At 60.3% G+C, this 26,559-nt stretch carries 25 protein-coding genes; 9 read left to right on the top strand and 16 right to left on the bottom strand.

Going from position 1 to position 26,559, the window contains the following annotated elements:
- Positions 1-89 precede the first annotated feature (89 nt).
- The 6 genes from BMZ83_RS05895 to BMZ83_RS16220 all read left to right on the top strand — a co-directional run bounded on the left by BMZ83_RS05895 (position 90) and on the right by BMZ83_RS16220 (position 12,323).
- Complete coding sequence (locus BMZ83_RS05895) at positions 90-4,217, top strand: Eco57I restriction-modification methylase domain-containing protein (RefSeq protein WP_074876623.1); 4,128 nt, start codon at positions 90-92, stop codon at positions 4,215-4,217.
- Positions 4,210-7,581 (top strand): helicase-related protein, encoded by a 3,372-nt coding sequence (locus BMZ83_RS05890; RefSeq protein ID WP_074876621.1) that lies wholly within the window; start codon positions 4,210-4,212, stop codon positions 7,579-7,581. Before BMZ83_RS05895 ends, BMZ83_RS05890 begins: the two co-directional genes overlap by 8 nt.
- A gap of 179 nt (positions 7,582-7,760) precedes the next feature.
- The gene (locus BMZ83_RS05885; protein WP_074876619.1) at positions 7,761-8,804 is read left to right on the top strand and encodes a nucleoid-associated protein; all 1,044 of its coding nucleotides are present in this window, start codon (positions 7,761-7,763) and stop codon (positions 8,802-8,804) included.
- A 9-nt stretch (positions 8,805-8,813) separates the two neighbouring features.
- On the top strand, positions 8,814-10,511 hold the full coding sequence (locus BMZ83_RS16230; RefSeq protein WP_143076899.1) for a hypothetical protein: 1,698 nt from the start codon (positions 8,814-8,816) through the stop codon (positions 10,509-10,511).
- 165 nt (positions 10,512-10,676) lie between these two features.
- Positions 10,677-11,210, top strand: coding sequence for a hypothetical protein (locus BMZ83_RS16225; protein ID WP_143076898.1), 534 nt, complete (start codon positions 10,677-10,679; stop codon positions 11,208-11,210).
- A 174-nt stretch (positions 11,211-11,384) separates the two neighbouring features.
- Positions 11,385-12,323, top strand: a complete 939-nt coding sequence (locus BMZ83_RS16220) for a hypothetical protein (RefSeq protein WP_143076897.1) — start codon at positions 11,385-11,387, stop codon at positions 12,321-12,323.
- A 28-nt stretch (positions 12,324-12,351) separates the two neighbouring features.
- Here BMZ83_RS16220 and BMZ83_RS05880 read toward each other — a convergent pair whose 3' ends face one another.
- A complete protein-coding gene (locus BMZ83_RS05880) occupies positions 12,352-13,851 on the bottom strand; it encodes a hypothetical protein (protein ID WP_074876617.1) in 1,500 nt (499 codons plus the stop codon).
- Positions 13,852-14,339: 488 nt separating this feature from the next.
- Here BMZ83_RS05880 and BMZ83_RS05870 point away from each other — a divergent pair, with 488 nt between their 5' ends.
- Positions 14,340-14,939, top strand: coding sequence for a hypothetical protein (locus BMZ83_RS05870; RefSeq protein ID WP_074876616.1), 600 nt, complete (start codon positions 14,340-14,342; stop codon positions 14,937-14,939).
- A gap of 1 nt (position 14,940) precedes the next feature.
- On the opposite strand, the gene BMZ83_RS05865 is transcribed toward BMZ83_RS05870, so the two are convergent.
- Together BMZ83_RS05865 and BMZ83_RS05860 are read right to left on the bottom strand one after the other, a co-directional pair.
- Entirely contained in the window at positions 14,941-15,309 is a 369-nt protein-coding gene (locus BMZ83_RS05865) for a cupin domain-containing protein (protein WP_074876615.1), read from the bottom strand.
- Positions 15,310-15,373: 64 nt separating this feature from the next.
- Positions 15,374-15,985, bottom strand: coding sequence for a hypothetical protein (locus BMZ83_RS05860; RefSeq protein ID WP_074876613.1), 612 nt, complete (start codon positions 15,983-15,985; stop codon positions 15,374-15,376).
- A gap of 378 nt (positions 15,986-16,363) precedes the next feature.
- Between BMZ83_RS05860 and BMZ83_RS05855 the strand changes: the two genes are divergently transcribed.
- Positions 16,364-16,840 carry a DUF7384 family protein gene (locus BMZ83_RS05855; RefSeq protein ID WP_074876611.1) on the top strand — a complete coding sequence of 159 codons (477 nt, stop codon included), beginning with the start codon at positions 16,364-16,366 and terminating at the stop codon, positions 16,838-16,840.
- A gap of 22 nt (positions 16,841-16,862) precedes the next feature.
- Here BMZ83_RS05855 and BMZ83_RS05850 read toward each other — a convergent pair whose 3' ends face one another.
- The 9 genes from BMZ83_RS05850 to BMZ83_RS05810 form a co-directional block, all read right to left on the bottom strand.
- On the bottom strand, positions 16,863-17,492 hold the full coding sequence (locus BMZ83_RS05850) for a non-canonical purine NTP pyrophosphatase (RefSeq protein ID WP_074876609.1): 630 nt from the start codon (positions 17,490-17,492) through the stop codon (positions 16,863-16,865).
- A 78-nt stretch (positions 17,493-17,570) separates the two neighbouring features.
- Positions 17,571-17,858, bottom strand: coding sequence for a DUF5808 domain-containing protein (locus tag BMZ83_RS05845; RefSeq protein ID WP_074876607.1), 288 nt, complete (start codon positions 17,856-17,858; stop codon positions 17,571-17,573).
- Between the two features lie 41 nt (positions 17,859-17,899).
- On the bottom strand, positions 17,900-19,546 hold the full coding sequence (locus BMZ83_RS05840) for a bifunctional N(6)-L-threonylcarbamoyladenine synthase/serine/threonine protein kinase (protein WP_074876605.1): 1,647 nt from the start codon (positions 19,544-19,546) through the stop codon (positions 17,900-17,902).
- A 6-nt stretch (positions 19,547-19,552) separates the two neighbouring features.
- Positions 19,553-19,870, bottom strand: coding sequence for a 30S ribosomal protein S24e (locus BMZ83_RS05835; protein WP_049979773.1), 318 nt, complete (start codon positions 19,868-19,870; stop codon positions 19,553-19,555).
- A gap of 84 nt (positions 19,871-19,954) precedes the next feature.
- Entirely contained in the window at positions 19,955-20,485 is a 531-nt protein-coding gene (locus tag BMZ83_RS05830; RefSeq protein ID WP_074876603.1) for a GTP-dependent dephospho-CoA kinase family protein, read from the bottom strand.
- A 1-nt stretch (position 20,486) separates the two neighbouring features.
- The gene (gene spt4 / locus BMZ83_RS05825; RefSeq protein ID WP_074876601.1) at positions 20,487-20,684 is read right to left on the bottom strand and encodes a transcription elongation factor subunit Spt4; all 198 of its coding nucleotides are present in this window, start codon (positions 20,682-20,684) and stop codon (positions 20,487-20,489) included.
- Positions 20,685-21,251 carry a DNA-directed RNA polymerase gene (locus BMZ83_RS05820; protein ID WP_074876599.1) on the bottom strand — a complete coding sequence of 189 codons (567 nt, stop codon included), beginning with the start codon at positions 21,249-21,251 and terminating at the stop codon, positions 20,685-20,687.
- 1 nt (position 21,252) lies between these two features.
- The gene (locus tag BMZ83_RS05815; RefSeq protein WP_074876597.1) at positions 21,253-21,639 is read right to left on the bottom strand and encodes a PIN domain-containing protein; all 387 of its coding nucleotides are present in this window, start codon (positions 21,637-21,639) and stop codon (positions 21,253-21,255) included.
- Positions 21,636-22,871 carry a translation initiation factor IF-2 subunit gamma gene (locus tag BMZ83_RS05810; RefSeq protein WP_074876846.1) on the bottom strand — a complete coding sequence of 412 codons (1,236 nt, stop codon included), beginning with the start codon at positions 22,869-22,871 and terminating at the stop codon, positions 21,636-21,638. The genes BMZ83_RS05815 and BMZ83_RS05810 overlap by 4 nt, the downstream gene beginning before the upstream one ends.
- Positions 22,872-23,005: 134 nt before the next feature.
- Here BMZ83_RS05810 and BMZ83_RS05805 point away from each other — a divergent pair, with 134 nt between their 5' ends.
- Positions 23,006-23,959, top strand: a complete 954-nt coding sequence (locus BMZ83_RS05805) for a DUF5787 family protein (RefSeq protein ID WP_074876596.1) — start codon at positions 23,006-23,008, stop codon at positions 23,957-23,959.
- Here the strand turns inward: BMZ83_RS05805 and BMZ83_RS05800 are convergent.
- From BMZ83_RS05800 to BMZ83_RS05785, 4 genes are all read right to left on the bottom strand, one after another.
- Positions 23,956-24,372 carry a DUF4260 domain-containing protein gene (locus tag BMZ83_RS05800; protein WP_074876594.1) on the bottom strand — a complete coding sequence of 139 codons (417 nt, stop codon included), beginning with the start codon at positions 24,370-24,372 and terminating at the stop codon, positions 23,956-23,958. The two genes, BMZ83_RS05805 and BMZ83_RS05800, sit on opposite strands and share 4 nt — an antisense overlap.
- Before the next feature lie 71 nt (positions 24,373-24,443).
- Positions 24,444-25,268, bottom strand: a complete 825-nt coding sequence (locus BMZ83_RS05795; RefSeq protein WP_074876592.1) for an MBL fold metallo-hydrolase — start codon at positions 25,266-25,268, stop codon at positions 24,444-24,446.
- Between the two features lie 55 nt (positions 25,269-25,323).
- Positions 25,324-26,166: an arginase family protein gene (locus tag BMZ83_RS05790; RefSeq protein WP_074876590.1), complete on the bottom strand. Its 843-nt coding sequence runs from the start codon at positions 26,164-26,166 to the stop codon at positions 25,324-25,326.
- On the bottom strand, positions 26,166-26,540 hold the full coding sequence (locus tag BMZ83_RS05785) for a translation initiation factor IF-5A (RefSeq protein ID WP_074876588.1): 375 nt from the start codon (positions 26,538-26,540) through the stop codon (positions 26,166-26,168). Before BMZ83_RS05785 ends, BMZ83_RS05790 begins: the two co-directional genes overlap by 1 nt.
- Positions 26,541-26,559: the final 19 nt, after the last annotated feature.

Below are 26,559 nucleotides of genomic sequence, written 5' to 3'. Positions count from 1 at the left end.
TTCCCCACCCGACAAATGTGGTCAATTGCCTCTCCGCCTTAGAGTTTCACCACCAAACTATATCAGCCGTCCACTCAACTGGTGTAAACATGTCTTCAGGTTTCCTCCAATCTCGCGATGGTCGTCCTTGGTCTTACGATAGGACGGACGCCGAATTTGAGTTCTATCAAGGCGAAGGATCCAGTGCGTTAGAGATTGTCGTCGTCGATCACGGCGAACGGCCGAACAAGGATTTCCTCCAGCGAACCTACACCGACCGGCGAGGCGGTCGGGTCAACCCGATTCTCGTGGTCGCGCTATACGATGACAAGGTCGGCCTGTGTGGGCCAAGCGGCGAAGACCCGCCCGTGTTTCGTGACGTCGACCGCGGCCAAGCTGAGCGCGTCTGTGACGCCGCTCTGAAAAAGCCAGATCGACACGTCGCTCAGTCGTTCCTTTCTAACACGCTCCCACAGCTTGACGAGGAACTTGCGGGCCTACGGAACCAAGGCCTCTTATCGACGCACGAACTCAGGGTTGGTGTCCCCGAACGCGACGATTGGGACGATGCTACTGAACGCGCTCAACAGGCACTCACGGACGACCCGCGAGACTTGGTGAAGGGGCTGAATTACGAGATAGACCGGCTTACCGACCAGAGCTACGTCCTCAAGGATACCAGTGACGGCCACGAGCGGGCCGTGGCTATGTTCCTCCAGGAAGACGAGTCATTCGACCGCAAACAAGATCGGTTCGTCAACAAGTCGCCGGTAGCGTACGCACTCAATGAGGCCGATAAGCGAAATCTGGACTACGTCATCGGGAGTAGCGGTGACACGCTTCGTCTCTATACGACGAACCCGGAGGCTGGCTTCGGCTCACGCGGTCGGACTGACACGTACGTCGAGGTGAACACGAACCTCCTGGCCGACGAGAAGGCGGCGTACCTCTGGCTGTTGTTCTCGGCGAATGCCCTCCGCGACGACGGTGCCCTTCATCAGATTATGGAGGACTCGAAGGAGTACGCCGCTGACCTCGGTGGGCGTCTCCGGAATCGCATCTACGACGACGTTATTCCCGACCTCGCCGAGGCTATCGCCGAGGCACGCGACATCAACGACCCGACGAAAGAGGAACTCGACCAGACTTACGAGATGGCGCTCTTTCTCCTCTACCGTCTCTTGTTCATCGCTTACGCCGAAGACGAGGAGTTTCTTCCCCGCCGGCGGAACGGTCGCTACGACCAACACTCGCTGAAACAGAAGGCCCACGATCTCCACGAATTCGTTCAGGAGGGCGGAGAGTTTGACGACTCATTCTACGACCACTGGGACGATGTGATGCGGCTCTCGCGTGCTATCCACCACGGTCACGAGGAAATGGGACTCCCCGCCTACGAGGGGCGGATTCTCTCCGAAGATGAGGATGTCTCCGAAGCGGGTGCGCGGCTTTCGGACACCCGATTGAACAACGCCGAGTTTGGCCCAGTGCTATTCCGATTACTCATTGACGAGACTGAAGATGGGTACCAAGGACCGGTCGATTTCCGGAACATTGGCGTCCGAGAGTTCGGTGTCATCTACGAGGGTCTCCTCGAATCAGAGCTCTCTGTTGCGGAACAGCCGTTGACGACTGACGAGAAAGGACACTACAAGCCGGTCGATAGTGGTGGTCAGCAAACGCTCGGGGAAGACGATGAGAACGTTGTAGTTGAGAAGGGTGAAGTATACCTCCACGGCCAGTCCGGTGAGCGGAAGGCTACTGGCACCTACTACACAAAGACGAGGTTCGTCGAGCATCTCTTGGATAATTCGCTTGAGCCCGCACTTGACGATCACATTGAACGCATCGACCGGCTACGTGAGGAGGAGGGTGAGAACGCCGCCGCGGAGGCTTTCTTCGATATTCGTGTCTCGGACATCGCAATGGGGTCGGGGCATTTCCTGGTTGGAGCGGTGGATCGGATTGAAACGAGACTCAGAGCATACCTTACTGAAAACCAACTCACGCCAGTCGAAAAAGAACTCGACAATCTCAGAGATGCCGCGGAAGATGCATTTGAAAATGAGGAATACACCCCCAATATCGAGCGAGGGCAACTTCTCCGCCGTCAGGTTGCTCGACGCTGTGTTTACGGTGCGGACCTAAATCCACTTGCCACAGAGTTGGCTCGTCTTTCAATTTGGGTTCACACGTTTGTCCCCGGTCTCCCGTTGACCTTCCTCGATTACAATCTCGTGACTGGTGATTCACTGTCGGGAATTGGCACACTGGGAGAAGTGACAGATATTCTTGACGTAGAACAATCCTCACTGGGTATGTTCGCTGGAGGTCAGAGTGTAATGAACGAGATTCGAGAAGACATTTCTCGTCTCGGAAACTTTGCTGACGCCAGTGCTGAACAGGTGCAAGAAGCCCGAGAAACCCGGGCCGAGATCGAGGAGAAATTAGAGGAAGTTAGGGCACGATTCGATGTACTGGCCGCATCCCGAATTGATGAAAGTATAGATACTGAACCGGTTTCGGACACCAGTATACAGATTAGAAAAACGGATGCTTATAAGCAAGCTCAAAAAGTACTGGAGTCGACGAGTCCACTCCATTTTCCCACAGCATTTCCTGAAGTTTTTGACACCGAAAACCCAGGATTTGATGTTGTTGTTGGAAACCCGCCATGGGAAAAAGCAAAGCTGGAGAGGCACGAGTTTTGGGCAAGGCATTACCCCGGACTCCGTGGTCTTTCCTCAACTAAACGCGAGGAGCGTATTGATGAACTCGAAAGTGAGCGCCCAGATCTCGTAGAGGAGCTGAAAAGCGAGAAATTAGAGGAGGAGAAACGTGCTAAGATGCTTACTGAGGGTCCTTATCCAGGCATCGGCGGTGGCGATCCAGATATGTATGTGGCGTTTTGTTGGCGGTTTTGGCATCTCGTTTCCAAGAAGGGACATGTCGGCGTAGTTCTACCGAGAAGTGCGTTTGTTGGCCCCGCAACAGAGCAATTCAGGAAGAAAATCCTCGAAGAGTCAGTTGTGAAAGATATCACGTTCTTAGTTAATAATCAAAATTGGATATTCTCTGAAGTCCATCCACAATATACAATCGCCCTTACTAGTTTCAAGAAGGAAACGCCTTCAGATGATACGCCGCTACCGCTTAGAGGGCCATTTCCGAGCATAGAGGCCTTCGAGAAAGGTGTGAATGAGGAGCCTCACTACTTCGACCAATCCCGGGCAAAACACTGGACAGATAGTTCTTCTTTCCCTCTATTACCCGCTGTCCCAGAAACAGGAGAAGTGTTTGGAGTAATGGCGCGGCATCCACGTCTGGATTCCGATGGTGAGTGGAATGTTGTTCCAAACACCGAGCTCCACTCAACTCAAGATAAGAAAAAAGACGATGGCACCCAACTGATGCATTTCACTGACGATCCCGCTGATAGTTATTGGCCAATTTTCAAAGGAGGGTCATTCAATATTTGGGAGCCGGATACAGGTGTTAGGTACGGGTGGGCGGATCCAGATGTTATGATCGATTACGTACAGGAGAAAAGAGAAAACTCATATCAATACGCTGGATCCCGCTCTCCATTCTCTGATATGCCGGAAGAATGGGTGAATGACAGGAATACGCTTTCCTGTTTTGAACCTCGACTTACCTTCCGAGATGTAGCCCGAAGTACAGATACAAGAACATGTATACCCTCACTCCTCCCGCCAGAGGTATTCTTAGTGGAGATGGCACCATATTTCATCTGGCCCAGTGGGGATGAGAGAGATGAAGCGTATCTACTTGGTATAATGAGTTCAATTCCATTCGATTGGTATGTCCGAAGGTTCGTTGAGACACACCTGAAATATCATATCCTAAATGCCCTCCCGGTCCCTCGCCCAGGGCGCAATGATGAGCTCCGCCAACGTGTTACTGAACTCTCCGGCCGACTTGCCGCCGTCGATGATCGTTACGAGGACTGGGCGGATACAGTTGATGTCGAATACGGCCCACTTGACGAAGAAACGAAACAGGAGAAAATCTACGAGCTGGATGCTGTAGTCGCACACCTCTATGGGCTGACTCGCGAGCACGTTGAGGTCATCTTTGAGACCTTCCATAACGGATGGGATTATGAGGAACGATTAGAACGCGTTCTCGATTACTACGCGAGTTGGGCGGATAGACTGGACCTCGATCACACCGACCGTGAGGAAGAACAAGCGGCTGGCACCAGAAACGATGACTGAACAGCCGCAAGTCGTCGACAACCGAGACGGCAATACGCTTGCCGCCGCAATCAACGCCTATCTCTCGGACTTGGATGATCGGCTGGCTAACGACCCCAACCTCGACATTGTCACCGGCTACTTCAACCCAAGAGGGTACTTTTCAGTCGCTGAGGGGCTGGAACACGTCGATCAGGTCCATCTCCTCATCGGGGCTCAACCCGATCAGGAAGGCAAGGAACGCTGGCGACAACCTGAGGAACCACGAGGGGAAGCGTATGAACGCAAGCGTATCGAGGAAGCACTCCAGACGCTGGATCAGAATCTCGAACGTGACCGAGACTTGCTTGGTTTCTCGCGGGATGTCGACCAAGGACTTCAGGAACTCGTGGATTTCCTCCGGAGCGACCGCGTTGAGGTGCGCCGCCACGAGGATAGCTTCGTCCACGGGAAGGCATACTTGTTCTCGGACAGCCAGGGAGCGATTGCTGGGTCATCGAACTTCACCGGCGCGGGACTGAACTCGAATCTGGAGCTGAACCTCGGCACTTACGACCCTCACGTAACCGAACGCATCAACGACTGGTTCGAAGACCTCTGGGAAGAAAGCGAACCGTTCGACCTCGCCAGTCTCTACGAGGAACGATTCGAGCCCTACGATCCACACCTAATCTACCTCCGGGTGCTCTACGAACGGTACGGTGATGAACTGGAGGAGGAACGAGAGGACGACGGGGGTGCGATCAACCTCACCAATTTCCAACAGGACAGCGTCAGGAGAGCAAATCGGTTCCTCGACAAGCACAACGGCGTCATCATTGCCGATGAGGTCGGACTCGGGAAGACGTATATCGGGGGCAAGCTCCTCGAACAGTACGTCCAGGAGAACCGACAGCGTGCACTCGTCGTCGCACCGGCGTATCTCAGGGACGGGATGTGGACACAGAAGCCAGCCGAGTGGGGTGTGCAATTTGAGACGGTATCCTACGCTGAACTCCGGAACGACAGCCAACTCGGTGGGGACGCCAACAATCTCAGTCTTCCCGTCGACGAGTATCAGTTGGTCGTTATTGACGAGGCTCATGCGTTCCGCAACCCTGGCACCCAGCAATCCCACGCACTCCGGACGCTCCTCCGGGGAGATCCGCCAAAGGACGTTGTTATGCTCACGGCCACGCCGGTCAACAACTCACTGTGGGACCTGTACTACCTCCTGAATTATTTCATCCGGAACGACGCTACCTTTGCCAACGAGGGTATCCGGTCGCTTCGAGACCAGTTCAAGCAAGCCCAGGCGGAGGACCCGTCGGATCTCAGTCCAGATATGCTGTTTGACATTCTCGACCAGACGACGGTACGCCGGACTCGGCGGTTCATCAAGAACCACTATGAGAACGCGACGATGCCTGATGGCGACGGCGGCGAAGTGCGGATTAATTTCCCGGATCCGAAGCCCAAGCGTGTCGACTACACGTTCACAGAGACGTTTGGTGACGACTATTTCCTCGACGTCGCGGAAGGGCTGGCGGCTGGGGACAGGGACGAAGCTGAGCTCACGCTGGCCCGTTACCGACCGTCCTACTACTTAGAGGGCGAGGAGGACGCATCTGAACTTTCCTTGGTCGGGCTGTTGCGGACGGGGCTCCTGAAACGGTTCGAGTCGTCAAGCTACGCTTTCAAGAACACCCTCGACGGGATGATCTCGCAAAATCGCATCGCGCTCCAACTTATGGACGAGGGCTACTTCCCGGAGACGAATGCGATTGATGAGTGGGTTGAGACGGACAGCGATGAAGGGATGGAGGAGCTGTTGGATGACGCGACCGACGGAAATATCTCGCTGGCGGCGGCGGATGCTGATCCCGCCGAGCTTCGGGCTGATCTTGAGCACGACATCGAGATACTGGAGCGATGGCGCGACGGAGCCCAGGCGGTCAGCCGAGAAGATGACGAGAAACTCTATGCGCTCCGTGATACGCTTGAGGACATCGTTGAGACAGCGAGAGAGGACGCTGAGGCGCGACAGATTTCGGATGAGGATGTTGAGGCGGCCTTCCGCCAGAACCGCAAGGTGCTATTGTTCTCCTACTACGAGGACACCGTCGATTGGATTTACGAGTACCTGGAGTCCATCGTCAGCGAGGACGAAGACTTGTCGTGTTACGAGGGCCGCATTGCCGCTGTGTCCGGCGACGGCTCGAAGTACGGCGTCACACGAGAGGAAGCTGTCCACGGATTTGCACCGAACTCAGGTGACGCCCCACCGGATGCCACGGACGAGTTTGATATTCTGATTGCGACGGACGTCCTGGGTCAGGGGGTCAACCTCCAAGAGGCGCGAAACGTCATCAACTACGACCTCCCGTGGAACCCGATGCGCGTCGTTCAGCGGAACGGACGTATCGACCGCGTTAATTCCCCGCACTCGGAAATCTATCCATTCTCGTTCTTCCCCGAGGATCGACTGGACGATCTTCTTGAGCTCGAACACCGGGTTCGGGAGAAACTCACCCAGGCGGCCCGCTCAATCGGCGTGAGTGGGGGCGTTATACCGGATATGGATACCCTCAATCAGAACTTCGCGGAGAAGGTCGAAGAAATAGACTCGATCCAGCGGGAGGAATCGGATTTCTACGAACAAGGCGGGGCTGAAGCGGCGGCGTATTCCGGGGAGGAATATCGCCAGGAACTCCGCGAGGGACTGGAGGACCGTGAGGATCAGATCACGTCACTTCCGTGGGCCGCTGGGTCTGGATTCCGCGGTGAAGACCCGGGCTATTTCTTCTGTGCTCGGGTCGGGGACGAGGTCTTCATGCGGTTCGTCCCACACGAGATGGATGGGGACGACGAACTGGTTCAGGACACTCTGACCTGTCTGAAGCGCATCGAATGCTCTCGTGATACTGAACGGGCTCTCCCAGATGGAATGCGAGACCAAATCTACGAAGCGTGGGAGACGGCACAGGAGGACATCTATCGTCAGTGGCAAGAGCAAACGGACCCGTTGAACGTCCAGCCTGACATCCGCCGACTGTTCCGTGAGGTGGGCCAACATCTCCGTGACCACTGGCCGGATGATATGACCCAGGACGAGCTTCAAGAGACTGTGGAGGCTGTAGAGGCTCCGTGGGGTCGCAAGTACGAACGTGAGCTTCGAGAAATCTACGAGGACGAGTCTCTCGGCCCTATCGAAAAGTCACGGGAGCTGGTCGACAAGGTAGAGGAATTGGGGCTACAGCCGTTCGAGGCTCCTGATCCACTCCCACCGATTGAGGAAGACGAGGTGAAGTTGGTCTGTTGGATGATTGTGGCTCCCGAGGAAGATCAAGACGATCAGAACGACCGACCCGGGCTGATGTCACAGGTGACGTTCGATACTACGTAGTCAGACCAGGGATGTGACTTAGAATGGTGCTGAAGATGCCATCAACCGTTGTGGACCTACTACGCTACAGCACTCCCAATATTACCGTATATTATCCAAATCTGATAGAGCATAGGGGGTGTAGTGTAACCTCACCTGTGTAATAAGGAATAAATGTTGGCGCACACGGGGTACTGTTAATGACTATCAATATTCATGGGATCGCTTACTCACCGGTTGGAAACGACATAGATGAAGAATGGCTACAAAGTTCGCGCGATGTTACAATCGGTGATGGCATCTTAGATATTTTTCGAGAATACCTAACTACGATTATAAACAAGCGAGACACCCAAAAAGTCGGAATTGGACACTTCGATGACGACGAGAACGATGGGGGAATACAGCACTGGCTGGACGAAATCAAGGAGATGGAATTAGACTTAGAGGAAGACTCCGAGAATTATGATCGGTTTGAGGAGCTTTCGCTGAAATTAGCTAACCGTCTGAAAGGAGAGATGGATGCTCGATCTTCTGATGGAGTGCTTTTCACGATTCTTGCTGAACGAGGTGGTGAACAATTCGTTGGACTTCTCAAGCTCGATCTTAATGATGAGCAACGCTCCGTTTTAGAAGAAGACACAAACGAGCTCAAATACGAAGAACTCAATCGAGCACTTCCTGAGGCTGAGAGTCTACAGAAGGGCGGCACTTATCCAGTTTTTCAGTCCGAGAAATTTGGGCTCACTGGTGACGTGAAGTTCCTCCAGGAAGACGCTCCATCCGAATACTTTGAGGACTTCTTGGGATGTCTAACAAGTAGCGCGAGTTTGGATCAGATGAAAACGATCATCAATGGGCTGAGTGATCTAAAAGAGGAAAAGACAGGGGCTGGTCTCCGTCCAGACGAGATACGAGAGTTTGAGAGCGTAATTACGAGCGTGGGTGATGATATTGCGACTAACGAGGATGTACACGAAGGGGCTCGTCGTATATTAGGTGAGGACTATGAGGAACAGGAGGTAGAAGATATGCTCTATGAACAGAATGAGGCTAATGTCCGTATCGATCCAGATTACTCTCCAAAATCTGTCGTCTTATCGCTCGACGATGATATAGAGGTTTCCGCTCCTATCAGTGCTCTTTCTGAAGATCGACTTGTGATAGAGGAGCCAAACGCCGAGGACGGTCAATGGACCGTTAGAATACACGCTTCATCATTAGATCGGTCAGTACAGAAGTAACTGAGAAAGATGGAGGAGTTAGCAAATGCTGTTTCGAGGGTAGTCGATTTAGGAGATGATTCAGAGGGAGAGGACAGTCAATCATATTCGATTGAAATCGAGGAGCCATCTCTTGAGGAGATTGAGGATTTTGTCGAGGCGGTGATCCACCTATCAGAGTATATTGAAACTGGTCGTCTTACAGTCCATATTGACGGGGAATCTGATGGCTATCAAATCCAGTACAATCCTTCTGAGGATACTATTGTTGCCGAACAAGTAGATGGTGAGCAATACGATCCTGGAGGACTATATCCGAGCGATCCAGACCTCGCGGACTCACTTCAGGAGCTAACTCTTGGTACAATCTCTGGCGTAGAGGAGATATTTAGCGTGTTGAACGATGTGTACGAGAATCAACAGTACTTCGAGATCAGTACCTCATACAATCTTAGAAAATCGAATATCGAGGCATGTATCGCCGAGAGTGCAACGATCGATGTCGCTCCAACGGTTTTCTTTTCGTTAGACCGGTTGATTAACGAGGTCAACAGCCAGCCACCAGAGGCTTTTCGGCAAAAATATCTTGATGAGAGTCCTCGCTGTGTGTTTTCAATTCTGGAGACCGAGATTGTCCAGTTCTCCTCAGCAATTGGAATTTCGAGTATTGCCTCAACAGAGGAAGTCCTCTCTCAGATGGAGCAAAGTGAACTCGAATGGGAGGAGAAAACCCAAGAGATCGCAACTACCGCACTCATAGAAAACGTCGGAGCATACCTCCCACCATCTGTTTTCCAACTCCAGTCTGTTACGAATGATTCGGAGCCTCGGTTAAATTCGCTTTTCCACCGCCATCAACTACTGTTTTCTCTCTTAGCGATAGCAAGTAATTCACGACATATACGAGAAGGCGAGTGGAACATCCTTATTCAGGGTAAACAATTCGTAGAAGGTCATCTTTCATTCCCCGATGCAACCAGTGTTGAGATAGACGAGACAGACTCTATCGAGTTATCAGATGGGTTGGTTGACTCTGTGGTCTCACTCTACGATTGGGTATATTCTGAAGGTCGTTCAGAAAACCGAGCTGATATACTACGAAATGTTGTGACTCTGTACGCTCGATCTTTGTCGGAAGTAATAGAAGATGCTCAGGTCATAGAAAGTTCCGCAAGGTCGAATCTTCGATATTATCGCCGAGAATCTGTAGATGATTTCGTGGACTTTCGTCAAGAGATGATTGAGGGCGCTATTCAGACTCAAAGCCAACTCTCAGAACTCCGCTCCGAATTAATGAGTGGCCTATCCAGAGACCTATTCCGAACATTCGGTTTTATTATTGTCATTTCAGCGGGATTAGTGATTCGGGTAAACGAAGTTTTGGGCGAGAATGCTATATTTGCTATCTCCTCTGTGATTGTGGGAGGATACACTGTAATAACGCATCGTAGAATCAAGGGTATAGAAAAACAGTATGTTGTTCAAACAGAAAACCACAAAAATTTGGAAACGTTCTACGATCGATTCTTTGACGAAGATGAGTTACAGAATTTCGGCGTGAAATTGAATGAGGAATCTCCTACCTGGTTAGATAATTGTATCCTTCCGGATCAGGGGAATGACGAGATGACGCGGCGGTTCCGACGTGATCTTGCGATGTACTATCTCTTGCTCGGCGGTATGGGGATATTAGCGGTTATTCTACTTCTTGCGCTACTTTTCCCTTGATCAAGGAACCGCTGAATGCCATCACCCCCGATATAGCAACAGATGGTTCTCGCTGGACCTCCGACTCCATATTCGTGTACGTACATAGGGGCTTGTGTATATGTACATACAGAAAACCGGGTCACAGTAGATATTTAGCGAGTGAGCGGGTAGGGGAACTCCTGAATGTCTACGTCTGTGGAAATACCGCCTCGGCTGGTCAGAACGGTGTATCGGAAGGCCAGTGAGCGGAACCAGTCATTTGAGGAACGAGAGGACTGGGACAACAGTGCCAGAACGTGGGGTGTAGACCCGGAAGACCGGCACGCAATTGGACTATTGGGTGAGATGGCGTTCGCTATTTACGCTGATCTGGAAATCGATACGGAACTTGTACGATGGTCAGATGGAGGCGTTGATTTCGAGGTTTCTATCGATGGCATTGAGCGGACGGTCGATGTGAAAACCAGCCGAAAAGAGCCGTATGCCTTACCGGTGAAGGAGTGGCGTGTTGATTCGGAGTATTATATTCTCGCCCACTTGGAGGGTGCGTTGGAAGCTCCGTTAGAAGATGTCACGGTGAATCTCGTAGGGACGGCAACGAAGGAGATGGTACTTAATGCGGAGCGGAAGAAGTCGAATTTTGACCATTACAACTACGAAGTACCGGTTTCATCGCTGAATCCGATCCCAGATAGCACATCTATTGTCAGTAAGTAGTAGTGAATCCAGTAGGGGATATTTGTACCCTTGTCACGGGGTGTTAATATGGCGCGGCTACACCAGTATGGCTCTAATTCATCTAAGAATGGATATCATCTGAAAGGGTGGACGAAACACTCCGGTAATACAACGCTCCAAGTACGCTATCCGTGCGAGCTCCTATTTGATTGGATGGATTTGGAGCCAGGAGACAGGATACCCTCGGATTTGATTACTTCTCTCCTTGGAGCAAATCTTCTCTACACTATTGGTGATGGCACGGCAATTGATGAAGAACCGGAGTGGACGCCCTCACTGGATACAATCAGCGAGGACTTGACGGATGGACAGCGTGAGCGGCTTCTCGGCTTCATCCGAGAATATGATGGTCCGAGATATAAATTCATCAAACAACTCCAATCAGAAGTTGATACTGGAGAAGGGATTTCGGGGGATGCAAGATTATCCTCGCATACCTCAGATCAACAAAATTGGTACGCCTGTATTGACTCTACATCCCGTGGGGCGGATGAATCATTACATCAAATTGCAAATCAGGTATTTGATTCCCGACCACTTACCGAGGAGGCGAGATCGATAATCCAAAAGTGGAACACTGATTCAAGCTTGGAGAAGCTCGCTGAGGCACCACATATTGAGTCTTCTGTACGTCTATTCCACAATTATGTTGGTACAGTAAACTCTCTGTGGGTAGAAGATGATGCACTGGTTTATCTTGTATCGCTTCCAGACACAGATAGAAAGGACTCAGAAGCGAGATTCTTTGTCAACCATTTCCCGAAAGATGTTTTAGACGACGGAACCGAGAGGTTTGAATCTGTTTTCAAAATAATTGTTCCTGACGACAATACTGAACGGTTACCTGTTGTAAATGAGAATGAAACCGTTCTTCACCAGATCATTATAGCGGATGGAGAAGCTTTGTATTGGTCTGTGGGGTTATTGGAGGGCTCTTTCCGCTCAAATGAGATAGAAAAGGCCGAGTTTGGTACTTATTTAGAAGTGATATTTGATGTCACATCCCAGTTGGTGGAGTCCCTGATTGGTGAGACAATCGGTGAATCAAGTGATGATATTGAAATCGAATTTGACACAGAATCCCCCAAATAACAGGTGTGTTATGCCTGGTAATAGATTCTCAGGGCGTGATAGAACTACTCTCCTCGCGATAAGTAGCGGTTGAGTATTTCTCAGCTCTCTCCACAATCGTCTCAGCCAGTTCTTCCCACCGCTCATCGTCCACATCGCTCTCTATTTCTGAAAGGGCATTCGCCAAGCTTTCCGGATCAATATCCGCCCAGTCGAACAGCTCAGATACACTAAATCGATCTTGGAGCTCGTCGTAGTGCTTTATGATTAAGTCCTTCTCGTGTTCGTTGATGTCGGGCGTGATGACATTGAACGGGAGGACAGCCAGGAGTTCCGAAATGCCTACGTCACTGACAACGCGATCTGAGACGACTTCTGATAGGTCCTCACTTGCACCGGTCTTCAGAAACATCAGTGCCTCGTGGGTCCCCGATAGGTGCTCGTCGACGGCTTCGTGTTCAGGGTAGATTGATAGTCTCGAAAGTTCGAGTGGCATCGCGGCAACAAACGCATCTGGGTGTTCATCGAGGATTTCCTCAGGAACCATCGGCTTCAGTGCTTCCTCTAAGAAGCGGTCGGCACTCCCGTAGTCGTGCTCTGGGTAGATCATATAGACTCGCATATACTCCGCGGCATCTGGAAATCCATTTTCGGGATATTTGGTGCCGATACGCAAGTGCGGGAACCGGTCTATAGCTTCCTCGAAGGCATCATTGTAGTGCATTCTTCGGGAGAAAACCAGATACTTCGTAGCACCATCCCCCATCTGTTCCATCTCGTCTTTGATTCGCTCAGCGGTCTCTCGATTGACGGTCTCGGTATCGATCTTCCCACGGGCGATTAGACGACCCAGTGTTTTCCTGAGTTCTGTGGAACGCTCACGGTCATTGAATAGAACAATTGCGAGCTGGTCAGTAGTTCCGTACTCCGTAGCGAACTCTAAGGCCAAGTCTCGGGGGTTCTCTGGCTCGTGATTGAATAGCGCGCTGATTTCCGCCTGTTCTATTTGTCCATACTCTATTTTATCGTATGCGCCCAGTAGCTCGATGGTTCGCTTATCGAGGGAACCGAGATTGAAATTCGACAACAGCGACGCAATCTGTGTCTTCAATCTGGCTTGCTCGATAGGCTGACTACTTGAGTCTACTTCGCGTGACAGGAGGAGGATAAGGAGAATTTCTTGCTTATAGCCGGGGAGCTCTTCGAAATGCTCTCGGATATAATTCTCATAGACTCTTTCCAGTGTGGGCTCCTCTTCGTCTTCGGCGAGGGTGTCAATTATTTTGTCTTGTTCGATTATTTCGATACCAATCTCAGATAGCCGATTATTCACACGACTCACGAGTTCGGAGATGCGCTTTCGGTGGGCTTGCTGGTCACGCCTCCGCTTGTAGATGTCTTCTACTCGATGGGCCGTGGGGATGCTCACAGCCGCGATGAGGGCGATCAAGGCTGTTGCTTCAAGCGGGAGGGTTAGTAATCGCGTGACGAAAACCAGCACCCCAATAAGAGCGTAGAGAGCAAACAAAACGACATCTCGCTGGTTCATCTTGTTTATCAGTTGTTCAGTTATCCAGGGATATATTACTTGGCTGTATGCTCGTGAGACGGTACCTGTTCCTGTGCTGAGGAGGTTCCGTTTTTCCGCAAGTGCTTGCTAAGCTTCGAACTAATCAAGACCGCTCGATGCCATCAATTTCAGTGGCCTTAGCTGGTTCTGTAGGTTGTCTTTCGGAACGTGCTCCTGTGACTCCCGAGAATGTATCATCGCTTATTTATAGGCTCGTGTAGTGATTTCGGGATGAGAAGGACCGGAAACGGTCGAGAACCAGCAATAGTAGCCTTGAAGCGTCCGATTTGGTCCGGTATCGACCAGGACCTTGGTAAGGACGAGAGCCCGGGTTCAAATCCCGGCCTAGGCTCTCTACGAGGAAGTCGCGACGGACAGCCAGCCGTTGGCTGGGCCGGCCAGGAGTCCGTCGGTGACGGATGGGGACGTGACGAAACGCCTTTTTCGGGGCGCTCCACGCCTCCGGTATGAGCGTTGCAACCACCGTCTCCACGGTTTTCGCACCGGAGCTGTTCGTGCTCGTCGCGACGCTGTCGCTCGTGGGGTACGAACGCCGTATCGATCCCGCACTGGGCCCGCTGGCTCGCCGAGTCGGCGTCGTCGCCGGCGCGTGGGTGCTCGCGTTCGCCGTCTACCAGGGCGGGCCACAGGTGGTCGGCACGGGCGTCCCGGGCGGCGAGGACTTCTACGCGGCGCTCGGGCTGATCGTCGCCTTCGGCGCCATCGCGCTCGCGTGGCGTCGCCTGAACTGGGGGTCGCTGGTGCCGCCGTACGCCGCGTTGCTCGTCGTCACCTCGGTGCTCCACCTCGTCGTCGTCCCGCTGTGGGACGCCTCGAATCACGTCATTTACGCCGCCGTCCCCGCGGGCGCACTGGTGGCCGCCGACCGGCGGTTCGCGCCGCTGCTCGCCGTGCCGCTGGTGCTCGTCTGGAGTCGGGTCACCACCGGCGCCCACACCGTCGACGAAGCCGTGGGCGGACTGCTCGTCGCCGGCGTCGTCCTCGGGGGCGCGTTCGCGCTCGACCGACTGCCGTCGTCGACAACGAACGGGGTCGACCCGCTCTGAGTCACTCCTCCAGTCGCTGGACCTCGCTCGTCCGGCCCGTCCCCTCGGCGTCGCCGGTGTTCTCGGTGCCCGCCGGCTCGAACAGCACCACCTCCGCCAGCCCGTCGGCGACCGGGCGGTGTTCGACGCCCGCGGGGACGACGCCGAGCTCGCCGTCGGTGAGTTGCTCGTCGGGCTCGCCCCGGAGTTCGATCGTCAGGTCGCCGTCGATCACCCAGAACAGCTCGTCGGCTTCGGGGTGGCTGTGCCAGACGAACTCCCCCTCGAGTTTGGCGACTTTCAGCTCCTGACCGTTGAGCGAGGCGACCAGCCGCGGCGCCCAGCGCTCCTCGAACGCCGCGAAGGCGTCGTCGAGATCGACAGTCTGCATAGTGGAAGGAGGAACCACCGAGCGAAAAACGCGTCGCCGAGCGGGCAGCGGCGGTCGGCGGGGATCAACGGAGGTCCGTGAGCAGCGATCCCGGGATCCGGTCGAGCAGTGCCGGCGGGAGCCGATCGACCACCCGTTCGGCCCAGCCGATCAACGGCCGACGGACCGCCGCGTAGCCAACTCCGACGGCGACGGCGCCGAGGACGGCGGTCTCGACGTGACCGTCGTAGACGAGGACGCCCGGCACCGCCAGCGCGAGCGTGGCGACGGCGTCCTCCGGCGCCCCGTCGTAGCGGATCCACCGGCGCGGCCGCCACCAGCGACCGTGGTAGTGGCTGTAGACCGCGCGCTCGCCGGTCGCCTCCCACGGCCGGAGTTCGAGCCCGCCGCCCGCGGCGTCACTCACCGCGTGCAGCGCCGCGGCCGCCAGGAACAGCGCGGCGCCGACGCTCCAGGCGCTCGGAGCCACCAGCGCGACGACGCCGGCCACCGCGGCCGCAAGCGAGTAGTACACGGGGAAGTGCAGCGTCCGGCGGTGCTGCCCCGGCATGTCGAGATCCGGGAACACCCCACCCGAGAACCCCGCGGTGGCGGCGACGACGGCGAACTCCGGCGCGACGAACGCGACCGGAACCGCCAGCAGCAGCCCCGCCAGCGCGTGGGTAGTGACCATCATCTCCCGAGAGTAGGCACTCGGCGCTCATAACGCTCACGCCGGGGAAAACGACGACGCCCGCGGCCGTCACCGGGGGAGGTGGGGAGCGGTCGACGGCAGGGGTCGTCCCTCAGGAGCCGTGTCGGGCGCACCGTACAGGCTGGTGTACGCCCACCGAAACCCAGCGATCGGATCGACTTAAAGCCGCGTCAGACGAACGCCTGCCCCCATCAGTCCCGCCGCGGCGACGGCCAGCAGGGCGCAGCGACCCGCAACACCGATACCGCACGCGACCGGATCGGGAACCGATGGCTGAACGCTGGGAGTCCCTGTTCGACCGGGCCGCAACGTACGAGGTGGACGTGACAGCAGTTCGCGACGCGCTCGCGGAGGTCAGGGGTGAGTGACGCCGACGCCTCGCCGGCCCGGATCGTCGCCGACAGCGACGTGCTCGCGGCGGACCTGCTGGTCGGCGGCGCCGCCCGGGAGTGTCTGGACCACGTCCGGCGCCACTCGTGGCTCACACTCGTCGCGAGCGACCCGCTCCTCGACGACGCCGAAGCGGTGATCGGCCGCCTCGCGGACCCCGAACTCGCGGCAGACTGGCGCGAGCGGATCGCGGAACGCCGGGAGTCGGTCGACCACCCGGCGGGCGACCACCCCGCGCTGGCGTCGGCGCTCCACGGCGGCGCGATGCACGTGCTCTCCTTCGACGACCGGCTCACGGGGGCGAAAGGGAACACGATGGTCCGCGACCGCGTGGAGACCGCGGTTCGGACGCCCGACGCCTTCGCAGCGCTGTTCGATCCCGCGACGCTCTATCCGGAAGTGGTCGGCGGCGAGTACCCCGGGCCGGACCGGGACCCGCGGGCGTGAGGCAGGACCCTCGCGCTACCGACTACCGCTCGGCGAACCACTCCGCGAACTTGGCCAGCGCTCGCCCGCGGTGGGAGATGGCGTTCTTCTCGGCCTCGTCCATCTCGGCGAACGTCGTCCCCTCGTGCTCGAAGATCGGGTCGAAGCCGAACCCGCCCTCGCCGCGGGGTTCGACCAGCGTCCCGCGCACGCGGCCCTCGAACAGTTTCACCGGAAGCGCCTCGCGCTCGTCGTCGGCCTCGGGGTCCGCGCCCGCGGCGGCAGCGGCGACGCGGTCGTCCACGTCGACGGGGTCCGGCGACGCGTCGAACCCCTCGCCGTCGCAGTACGCGAGCACACAGCGGAACGAGGCCGCGCGGTCGTCCTCCTCGCGGGCGAGTTCCCACGTGCGCTCGACGCCGATGGTGTCCTCGGCGTAGGAGGAGTACGGGCCGGGGAACCCGTCCAGCGCGCGGACGAACAGGCCGGCGTCGTCGACGAGGGCGGGCTCGCCGGCGTGGCGGTACGCCTCGCGCGCGCCACGAGCGGCGATCGTGCCCAGGTCGTCGCTCTGGATCTCGGTGTAGTCGTAGTCGAGTTGGGAGACGGCGGCGTCGAGGTACTCCTCGGCCTCGCGGACCTTCCCGGGGTTGGTGGTGACGTAGCGCAGCATCTACCCGATCCTCGGCGCGGCTCGGAAAAGGGTTCGCGGTTCCGCGTCGAACGTTCGCCTCGATCGGTGCCGCGACGCTCAGTCGTCGTCGACGATGACTTCGACCGGCTCCTCCCCCTCGTCCTCGGTCTCCTGATCCTTCTGGCTCTCCTGCCAGAGCAGGCCGACGACGACGAGCCCCACCACCCAGGAGCGCCAGTTCGCGAGGTTGAGCGTGTAGCCGACGCCGAACGGTTTCTCCACCAGCATCCCTTCGTCGGGCTGCCAGTACGCCGAGAGCATCCGGCCGATGCTCGGTTGCTCGAAGTTGTACGGGACGCCGAAGAGCTCGCCCGACTGAGGCTTGCCGCTCTCGTTGTCTGCCATGGGTAACCGGTGGGCGGGCGGCGATAAATCGTTTTGGTACGCTACTGGTACCGGCCGCGTCCCCGAACCTCCGCCAGCCGCTCCAGCACCGTCTCGTCGCCGACGGCGGCGTAGCCGTCCTCGAACGCCCGACAGATGGCCGCCGAGTCGGTCGCCGTCCCCGCGACGGAGCCCTCGAACACGTGGAGGTCCATCGCGTGGTCCTCCGGGTGACCGGAGTGGTAGCCCAGCCCGAAGTCGACGAGGAACAGCCGGTCGCCGACGCGGACGTTCTTCGTGGTCGGATCGCCGTGGACCAGCCCCCGACCGTGCAGGCGCGCCAAGTGCTGGCCGAGGGTCCGCGCGTGATCGGTCGTGAGCGCGTCCGCGAGGTCGCTGTCGCCGACGTGCTGGATTCGGAGGGTGGCCTCGGGCACGTCCACGTCGTGGACCAGCGGCGTCGGCACGCCCGCTTTACGCGCCTCGTTGAACAGGCGCGCCTCCAGGACGGTTCGGTCCCGCCGGAGTTTCGCGTCGAGGTCCGGGTGGCGGTACCCCTTCGGGATCCGGCGCTTCACGATCACGCCGTCCTGCACGTCGACGACGGCCTCGGCGCCGCGCCGGGGGTCGGACAGCCCCGACATCGAAGTTCCCGGGGTCACACCGTGGCCCACGGCCACGGACTCGTTCGCACGCCAGGTCACGGGCACCTCGTCGGGACGGAAGTCCGGGTCGATGGCGCTGTCCGCGATGGCGATCGTGTCGCCCGCGGCGGCCATCTTCGCGCCGAGGACGGCGATCATCCCGGCGTTGTCCCGCAGGAATCGCGGCTCGGGCGCGTAGAACTCGGCGCCGCGCTGCTCGCACATCGCCGCGAGCATCTCCCGCAGGCGGGCGTTCTGCCCGACGCCGCCGCCGAGGACGAGTTCGTCGCTGCCCGTCAGCGAGAGCGCGCGCTCGCTGACCTCCGTCAGCATCGCGAAGACGTGCTCCTGCAGCGAGAAACAGACGTCCTCGACCGGCGTGCCGTCGTCGGAGCGGTGCGCCGACGGGCCTCCACTCGCTTCGCTCGCGGAGACGTCGTCGACGGCGTCCTTCGCGGCGCTCATCAGCCCCGAGAAGGAGAAGTCCATTCCCTTGACCACGTACGGGAGGTCGACGTACTCGCCGTCCTTCGCGGCCTCCTCGACTTTCGGCCCGCCGGGGTGGGTCCAGCCGAGGTGGCGGGTGAACTTGTCGATCGCGTTGCCGACGCCGGTGTCCATCGTCTCACCCAGCACGCGGTACCGGCCGTCGTGGAACCCCAGCAGGTGGGCGTTGGCGCCGGAGGCGTTGAGACAGACCGGCGAGTCGAAGCCGGACTCGTGGCGCCCGATCTCGAGGTGGGCGACCATGTGGTTGACGCCGACCAGCGGCACGTCGAGCGTGCCGGCGAGCGCGCGCGCGGCGGTGCCGGCGACGCGCAGACAGGGGCCCAGTCCCGGGCCCTTCGAGAACGCGACGACGTCGATGTCGCCGTCGGCGCGAGCGAGCGCCGTCTCGATCACCCGCGGGACCGCGTCGCCCATGTGCTCGGCGGCCTCGCGCGGGTGAATGCCGCCGCTCTCGGGTTCGTAGGCGTCGGACTCGATGAAGGTCTCGTCGGTCTCGGTGTCGTGGACGGCGGCGCTCGCACACCACGCCGTCCCCTCGACACCCAGAACGCGCATCCGGCGTTACTCGCCGTCGGCGGCCGCTTCCTCGGCCTCCGCGTCGGCCTCGATCTTGTTCCGCTCGAGCATGTGGTCCTGCTCCACGTCGCGGGCGTCATCGGGCGACTCGTACACCTTCGCGTCGCCGATCGTCTTCCGCATGCCGAACTTGGTGTCGAGCTTGCGGACGACGACCTCCGCGGAGTCCTTGTCGAGCTTCGCCGCGAGGCTGTCGCGGACCTGCAGGCGCGAGGGCGTGGCCTCGTCGTGGGTGAGCTCGAAGCGGACGTCGGTACGGTGCAACATCGGGTTCTCCTCCTCGTCGACGATTTCGATCTCCATGGTCAGTTGCCCGAAGATGCGCCGGAAAACGGCAAAAGGATTTCGAAGGGCTACTGTCGGAGTTCGCGACTCGAACGGTCGACGCTACACGCCCAACGCCGCCAGCGCCGCGTCCGCGTCGCCGTCGAAGCGGACGAGCAGGTCCCGCATCGTCGCCCGGTTTTCCTCGGTCACGTCGATCAACACCATCCCCTCGCCGGGCTGGCCGTAGACGACGCTCCCGCCCAGCGGCGCCGCCAGCACCGCGGGCAGCGTCGCGAGGTCCTCCTCGCCCTCGACGAGCAACAGGGTGTTCGCCTCGGCGTCGACGGCCTCGCGGAGCGAGAGAAGTAGCTCCCGGGACAGCTCGGCGGGCTCGTTCACCACCTCGATCCGGTGGTGCTCGGCGTCTTCGAGCGCGAGACGGATCTCCTCGGTGACGGTCTCGCGTTCGGTCCGTCCGTCGACGACGGCGACGTGGGGCTCGTGGCCCGCCTCTCGGAGGTGGTAGGTGACGACGTCGCCGACGGCGACGATGGGGCGGCCGGCCGCGGAGAGTAGCGACTCGGCGTCGGTGAAAAGCGGCCCGAACGGCTCCTTGAACTCCGACCGAAGCTCGGGCGGCAGCGTGAGCACCTTAGCGGACCTTCAGCGCGTAGCTCCCCGGCTCGGTGACCTCCATCTCGTCGGCCACGGCGCTCTCCTCGGGGTGGTTGATGATCACGTAGCCCGCCCAGTCCTCGGTCAGGCTGGAGGAGCCACAGTAGTCACAGCTCTGGCTGTCGGGATCGTTGACGTAGTGGCACTCCCGACACGCCAGTCGCGGGTCGGCCATCTACGCTTCCTCCTCCTGTCGTCCCTCGTACTCCTCGGCGAGCCACTCGTGCTTGCCGAGCCCCGGCTGCTTGGCCGTCAGGCCGATCTTGGAGTCCCGGGGGTTGCGCTCGTCGATGCTCTTGGTGACGATGCGGACGCGCACCGCGTCGTCGACGCCGAGCGTGCGGTTGGAGTCCGAGGACGCCAGCTGCTGGTTCTCGCCGTCGTAGGCGAGGTATTCGTTGGAGATCTGGGAGACGTGGAGCAGCCCGTCGATCGGGCCGATCCCGACGAAGGCGCCGAACTCGACGACCTCGACGACCGTCCCGTCGACGACCTCCTGCATGTCCGGGTCGTAGGTGATGGCGTCGAACTCCGTCTCGTAGTAGACGCCCGGTCGGTTCGGCAGCACGGCGCCGTCGCCGATGTCGTGGACGTCGACGACGCTCACGACGCTGCCCACGTCCTCGTCCATCCGTCCCTCCAGTTTGTCCTGGAGCAGAGCTCGTACCCGCTCCTCCGTCACGTCGGCCAGGTTCCGCGGCGGCACCTCGACCGTGTCCTTGAGTCGTACCCGTTTGTACATGCTAGGTTTCAGTTATCGCCAGTGTGTTCCGCCCCCTTAAACCGATTACGTCAACGCCCGCGTCGAGCAGGCGGTGGCGCAGCGGGCGGTCGTTGGTCACCACGTACACCTCGCCCTCGGCCGCTTCCGCGACCGCGACGACGGCGTCGTCGGCGTACGATTCGTCCGTCTCCACGACCCGGCAGCGCTCGGCCAGGTCGCGGCCGACTGCGGCGGCGGTGCCCTCCGCCCCGTTGCCGTCCCGGAGCTTCTCCAGCTCCGCGACGACCGCTCGGGGGGTGACGGCCTCGTACGCCCCGAGCAGCCGGTCGAGCTCGTCGAACACACGCACGTCGAGTTCGACCGGCATCATCAGGGCGTTGGTGTCGAGCACCGCCGTCGCGCTCATTCCTTCAGCGTACCGATGCCGATGAGCCGCCAGCGTGCGCCCACGCGGCGGTTGATCGCGATCTTCGCCCCCGGCTCCGCACAGACGGGGCGTTTGAGCGACACCTCACACTCGCCCCCGCGGGCGCTGGTGACGGCGCCGACGGTCGTGGCGGTGCCGACGGTGAGCATCAGCGGCTCGCCCGTCGAGATCTCCTCGACGTCCTCCTCGTCCTCGCCGACGACGCGGTCGAGGAGTTCGACGTCCATCTCGAACTCCTCGAGCGTCGGGGGCAGCGTGCCGGGTTCGCCGGCGACCTGCCCCGCGAGCGCGTCGCCCTTCGTGTAGGACGGGTCGAGCCCCGTCCCCACGCCGAGCAGGCCGCCGGGATTCGCCTCGGAGACGGGGTTGCCGCCGGCCTGGATCGACCGAACGGTGGTCTCCATGGGCTGCCACTCGCTCTGGCCGCCCTCCTCGACCTCACGGCCGGGTCGGAGTTCGATCTCGTCGTCCTCCGAGAGGGTGCCCTGCACGAGCGACCCGCCGACGACGCCGCCGAGCAGCGAGTCGGCGGTCGTCCCCGGCTTGTTGATGTCGAAACTCCGCGCGACGAACATCCGGGAGTCGGCGGTCGGGTCCCGATCCGGCGTCGGGATCTCTCGCTCCAGCGCGTCGATCAGCAGGTCGACGTTGACCTCCTGCTGGGCGCTGATCGGGACGATGGGCGCGTCCTCCGCGACCGTGCCCTCGACGAACTCCTGGATCTGGCGGTAGTTGTCCTGCGCCCGTTCGCGGTCGACCAGGTCGACCTTGTTCTGGGCGATGACGACGTTCTCGATGCCGATGATGTCCAGCGCCATGAGGTGCTCCTCGGTCTGGGCCTGGGGCACGTCCTCGGTGGCGCTCACGACGAGCACCGCGCCGTCCATGATCGCCGCGCCAGCGAGCATCGTCGCCATCAGCGTCTCGTGGCCCGGGGCGTCGACGAACGACACCTCGCGGACGACCTCGGTGTCCACGTCGTGCTCGTCACAGTGCTCCTCGACGGTGTAACACTCGGGCTCCTCCTCCTCGGGACACCGACGCAGCGTCGCGTCGGCGTAGCCGAGACGGATGGAGATCCCGCGCTTCATCTCCTCGCTGTGCTTGTCGGTCCACGAACCACTCAGCGCCTGCACGAGTGTGGTCTTCCCGTGGTCGACGTGACCGACCAGTCCGATGTTCACCTCCGGTTGTGTTGGGTTCTCCGTCACCATATGACCTCCTGAGAGGAATTCTATGCTAAATTCGCCCCGAGCGACTGATAAAGGTGCTGTTCTCTCGGCCTCGTGGCGCCCGCGTCGGTCGGAGAGACGGGCTTTTGTCCGCTGCCCACCCACGGCCGCCCGTGGAGGTCGCGTTCGAACTCGCGCTGTCGGCCCACCTCGAAGCCGCGACCGACTGGGTCCTCGCCCGCCAACTCGGCGCCGCCGTCGAGCGCCCCGGCGCCCGCGTGATGGATATCGTCGGGGTCGCCCCGACCGCGGCAGTCACTGAGCGCGCCGCCATCACGGGCGAGACCATCCCGCCGCTGGCCGTCGAGAGCGGCGCCGGCGTCGGCGAGGCGGTACCCGTCGCCGACGCGCTCGACTGCGGGCCCGAACGCGCCGAAGCCGTCGCCGAACGCGCCGCCGAGATCGGGTTCTTCGAGCGCGGGCGCCGCGGCGGCCGCACGTACGTCCGCCGGACGGCGCGCTACCCCGACTGGGTCGGGAAGCTCGTCGGGATCGAGAACAAACCCGACCTCGGGCGGCCGGGCGACCTCGACTTCCAGCTCCGGTTCGACGCCGCGCTCGCGCTGTTCGACGAGGTCTGGCTCGCGACGGAGAGCTACGTCACCGGCGCGCACTTGAACCGCATCCCCGACTCGGTGGGCGTCTGGCGGTTCGACCCCGAGACGGGCGAACGCGAGACGGTCCGGGCGGCGTCGACGCTCGCCGCCGACGACCCCGGTGTCGAACTCCGCGCCGAGGAGCCGCTCCGGACCGACGTGAGCCTCGTGAGCGCCGACGCGAAGGCGCGCCAGCGCCGCCGGATCGCGGAGCGCGCGTGGGGGAAGGGCTGGCGCCCCGCCGAGTTCCCCGGCTGCGCGAACTGTTCGGCGACTGAGGACGCGGTCCCGTACTGTGCGTTCCACGGCCGCCCTGTCGCGCCGTCGATGGACTGCGGGAGCGACTGTCCGGGGTACGAGGCCGGGGAGGAACCGGCGGTCGATCCCCGGCGACTTCGCGACGAGCGGACAGCGTGGGTCCGCGATCCCGCGGGCGTCGCCAGCGAGCAGTCCGGGTTGGATCAGTTCTAGCGGCCGTCGACGGCTTCCGCCTCGAACACCTCGGCGGGGTCGGCGCTATCGACGACCGACCCGTCGGGAGCGGCGAGGTGAGTGTGTTTGAACCCGGTCGAGTACTTCAACCCGTAGCCGGCGGCGCGGTCGGCGCCGACGTGTGCGGCCCAGACGAGCGCGACCCACGTCGCCGCCGGGACGTCCAGCCCGATCCCGGCCGCCCCGAGCGCCGTCGGGCCGACGTAGGCGTGGAACGCGTTGTAGACGCGGCTCCCGAGGCCGTCGCCGGCGAGGTACCCCAGCATCGAGAGGTCGGGCGCCAGCGCGAGGACGAGGAACAGCCACAGCGGCCCGTCGACCGCGAAGTACGCTGCCGTGGCCGCGAGGAAAACGGCGACACCCTCCAGTCTGAGGACGGTTCTGGGCTCCATGCACGCTAGAGGGTCCACGAGGAGAAATAGCCGTAGTGACACGACTGCACACGGCCCGCTTCAGGCGCGGCTCAGAGGTCGTACACTTCGCCGTCGACGGCCAGCGGCTCCTCGAACGCCTCGTCCGGCGGGTAGAAGTGCGCGAGGTGGACCAGTCGCGTCTCGTCGGCGTCGAGGTCCTCGCCGAGCCGGATCGCGCCCTCGCGGGTCATGTGCTTGGTGCCGAAAGTCATCGGGACGTCCTCGTCGTCGAAGTCCGAGCCGCCCATGGGGTGTTTCGGCGCCAGCGACGCCGGGACGATGGCGTCGGCGAGCAGGAGGTCGGGGTCGCGGAGGGCGTCGCGGCTCTCCTGCGGGATGTCGTAGCTGGTGTCGCCAGAGAGCGAGAGCTTCGCCCCCGTCTCGGGGTCCTCGACGACCAGCCCGTAGCACGCCATCGGCGGGTGTTCGACCGGGACGAGCGTGAGGTCGAAGCCGCAGGCCGAGAAGGTGGCGAGGGGGGCCTGCCCGACCACCTCGACCACGTCGAGGTAGTCGTAGCGCTCCCGGACCGAGTCGGCGACGCTCTCGCCGGTGAAGGGGTCGACCTCGCTGGCGGCGTGGACCGGCAGGTCGTCGAGCAGGCGGTAGAAGTTCCCCAGCCCGTCGAGGTGGTCGAAGTGGATGTGGGTGATGACGGCGGCGTCGGGCAGGTCGGCGCCCGTTTCCTGGAACTGGTGACGGAGATCCGGCGAGGCGTCGATCAGCAGACTCTCGCCGGTGCGCTCGTTCTCGACGTGGACCGAGAACCGCGAGCGTTCGACGCCGCGCTCCCGGGCGCGCTCGCAGGTGGCACAGTCACAGCCGACCGTCGGGGTGCCGGTGGTGTCGCCGGTGCCGAGGAGGGTGACGCGCATTCAGTTCGGGAGGGGAGGGCGGAGGACTTAGTGGTCCGGGTCCGACGCTGACGGTTCAGCCGTCCGCGTGTGAGAGGACGAACTCCTTGAGCAGTTTGCCCGCCAGCGCGGCGGCCTGGCCGTCGTCGCGGTCGTTCACCTCAACAGCGTCGAAGCCGACCGCGTGGGGCGCGACCTGTCGAACCACGTCGCGCATCTCCCGCGCGGAGAGGCCGAACGGCTCCATCGTCCCGGTGCCGGGCGCGACGGAGGGGTCGGCGCCGTCGACGTCGACCGAGAGGTAGACCGACTCGTCGTTGAAGTCGGGCGACCAGTCGGTCACCTCCTCGGGGGGGACGACCGTCACGTCGTCGCGGTCGGCGCGCTCCCACTCGGCTTCTGAGCCAGTGCGAGCGCCGAGGACGATTGCGCGGTCGGCGGTGCCGCCGACCGTCGAGAGTGATTCATCGTCGGGATCGCCGTCGAGCGCACGGCGGGTGACTGCGGCGTGGCTCCACGGGTTGCCGTCGTACTCGTCACGGAGGTCGAGGTGGGCGTCGAGGACGACCAGGGTGTCGGGGTCGGTCGCGCGGACGCCCGCCGCGGTGACCGTGTGCTCACCGCCGAGGAGCAGCGGCGTCACGTCGTCGCGGCGGAGATCGGCGAGGCTGCCGCCGAGGAACTCGAGGTAGTCGACCGCGTCGTCCCACGCCCGCACGTCGCCGGCGTCGTGGACGGCGCAGTCGGAGAAGTGGTGGTCGGTGCGGCGGTCGTAGTCGTCGAACGTTCGGGCGAATCGCCGGATCCGTTCCGGGCCGAACCGGGTTCCCGGCTGGAACGTCGTCGAGACGTCGAGGGGGGCACCGACCACCGCGTAGTCGGCGTCCGCTCGCTCGGCGACGGCGCCGGGGAACCCCATCACTCGATCTTCCGCTGACCCTCGTACTCGAGGTACTCGATCTCGTCGTCCGGTTCGAGCTCCTCGTCCTCGGGGACGCGCATCGTGAACGTCTCGTAGGTGTCGAGGTCCATGATCTGCGCGTCGTTGCCCTCGACGGAGACGACCTGCCCGCCCTTCCGCTCCACGATCGGGACCCAGACCTTCGCGTCGACCGGCTGGGAGAGGCTCCGCTTCTTCCCGTCGAAGACGCCCTCGCCCTCGATCCGGGCCTTCGCACTGCCGTGCTTGCCCGGCTTGGCAGTGCTATAGTGGTTGATCTCGCAGGGGGATTCCTCCATCATCACGTAGCTCCCCTCCTGCAGTTCACGCACCTGCTTCTGCTCTTTCGCCATGCGTGAAAGTTCCCGGGTG

Source organism: Halolamina pelagica (assembly GCF_900115675.1).
Lineage (GTDB): Archaea > Halobacteriota > Halobacteria > Halobacteriales > Haloferacaceae > Halolamina > Halolamina pelagica.
This window is presented reverse-complemented; position numbering and strand designations above follow the sequence as displayed.

Bases quoted from the DNA above. Each gene is read 5' to 3' on its own strand.
- BMZ83_RS05870 (WP_074876616.1), top strand. From the start codon at position 14,340: ATGAGCGTTGCAACCACCGTCTCCACGGTTTTCGCACCGGAGCTGTTC.
- BMZ83_RS05885 (WP_074876619.1), top strand. From the start codon at position 7,761: ATGACTATCAATATTCATGGGATCGCTTACTCACCGGTTGGAAACGAC.
- BMZ83_RS05820 (WP_074876599.1), bottom strand. From the start codon at position 21,251: ATGTACAAACGGGTACGACTCAAGGACACGGTCGAGGTGCCGCCGCGG.
- BMZ83_RS05800 (WP_074876594.1), bottom strand. From the start codon at position 24,372: ATGGAGCCCAGAACCGTCCTCAGACTGGAGGGTGTCGCCGTTTTCCTC.
- BMZ83_RS05865 (WP_074876615.1), bottom strand. From the start codon at position 15,309: ATGCAGACTGTCGATCTCGACGACGCCTTCGCGGCGTTCGAGGAGCGC.
- BMZ83_RS05815 (WP_074876597.1), bottom strand. From the start codon at position 21,639: ATGAGCGCGACGGCGGTGCTCGACACCAACGCCCTGATGATGCCGGTC.
- BMZ83_RS05895 (WP_074876623.1), top strand. From the start codon at position 90: ATGTCTTCAGGTTTCCTCCAATCTCGCGATGGTCGTCCTTGGTCTTAC.
- BMZ83_RS05880 (WP_074876617.1), bottom strand. From the start codon at position 13,851: ATGAACCAGCGAGATGTCGTTTTGTTTGCTCTCTACGCTCTTATTGGG.
- BMZ83_RS05840 (WP_074876605.1), bottom strand. From the start codon at position 19,546: ATGCGCGTTCTGGGTGTCGAGGGGACGGCGTGGTGTGCGAGCGCCGCC.
- spt4 (WP_074876601.1), bottom strand. From the start codon at position 20,684: ATGGCCGACCCGCGACTGGCGTGTCGGGAGTGCCACTACGTCAACGAT.
- BMZ83_RS16220 (WP_143076897.1), top strand. From the start codon at position 11,385: ATGGATTTGGAGCCAGGAGACAGGATACCCTCGGATTTGATTACTTCT.
- BMZ83_RS05845 (WP_074876607.1), bottom strand. From the start codon at position 17,858: ATGGCAGACAACGAGAGCGGCAAGCCTCAGTCGGGCGAGCTCTTCGGC.
- BMZ83_RS05890 (WP_074876621.1), top strand. From the start codon at position 4,210: ATGACTGAACAGCCGCAAGTCGTCGACAACCGAGACGGCAATACGCTT.
- BMZ83_RS05790 (WP_074876590.1), bottom strand. From the start codon at position 26,166: ATGGGGTTCCCCGGCGCCGTCGCCGAGCGAGCGGACGCCGACTACGCG.
- BMZ83_RS05860 (WP_074876613.1), bottom strand. From the start codon at position 15,985: ATGATGGTCACTACCCACGCGCTGGCGGGGCTGCTGCTGGCGGTTCCG.
- BMZ83_RS05785 (WP_074876588.1), bottom strand. From the start codon at position 26,540: ATGGCGAAAGAGCAGAAGCAGGTGCGTGAACTGCAGGAGGGGAGCTAC.
- BMZ83_RS05835 (WP_049979773.1), bottom strand. From the start codon at position 19,870: ATGGAGATCGAAATCGTCGACGAGGAGGAGAACCCGATGTTGCACCGT.
- BMZ83_RS05795 (WP_074876592.1), bottom strand. From the start codon at position 25,268: ATGCGCGTCACCCTCCTCGGCACCGGCGACACCACCGGCACCCCGACG.
- BMZ83_RS16230 (WP_143076899.1), top strand. From the start codon at position 8,814: ATGGAGGAGTTAGCAAATGCTGTTTCGAGGGTAGTCGATTTAGGAGAT.
- BMZ83_RS16225 (WP_143076898.1), top strand. From the start codon at position 10,677: ATGTCTACGTCTGTGGAAATACCGCCTCGGCTGGTCAGAACGGTGTAT.
- BMZ83_RS05850 (WP_074876609.1), bottom strand. From the start codon at position 17,492: ATGCTGCGCTACGTCACCACCAACCCCGGGAAGGTCCGCGAGGCCGAG.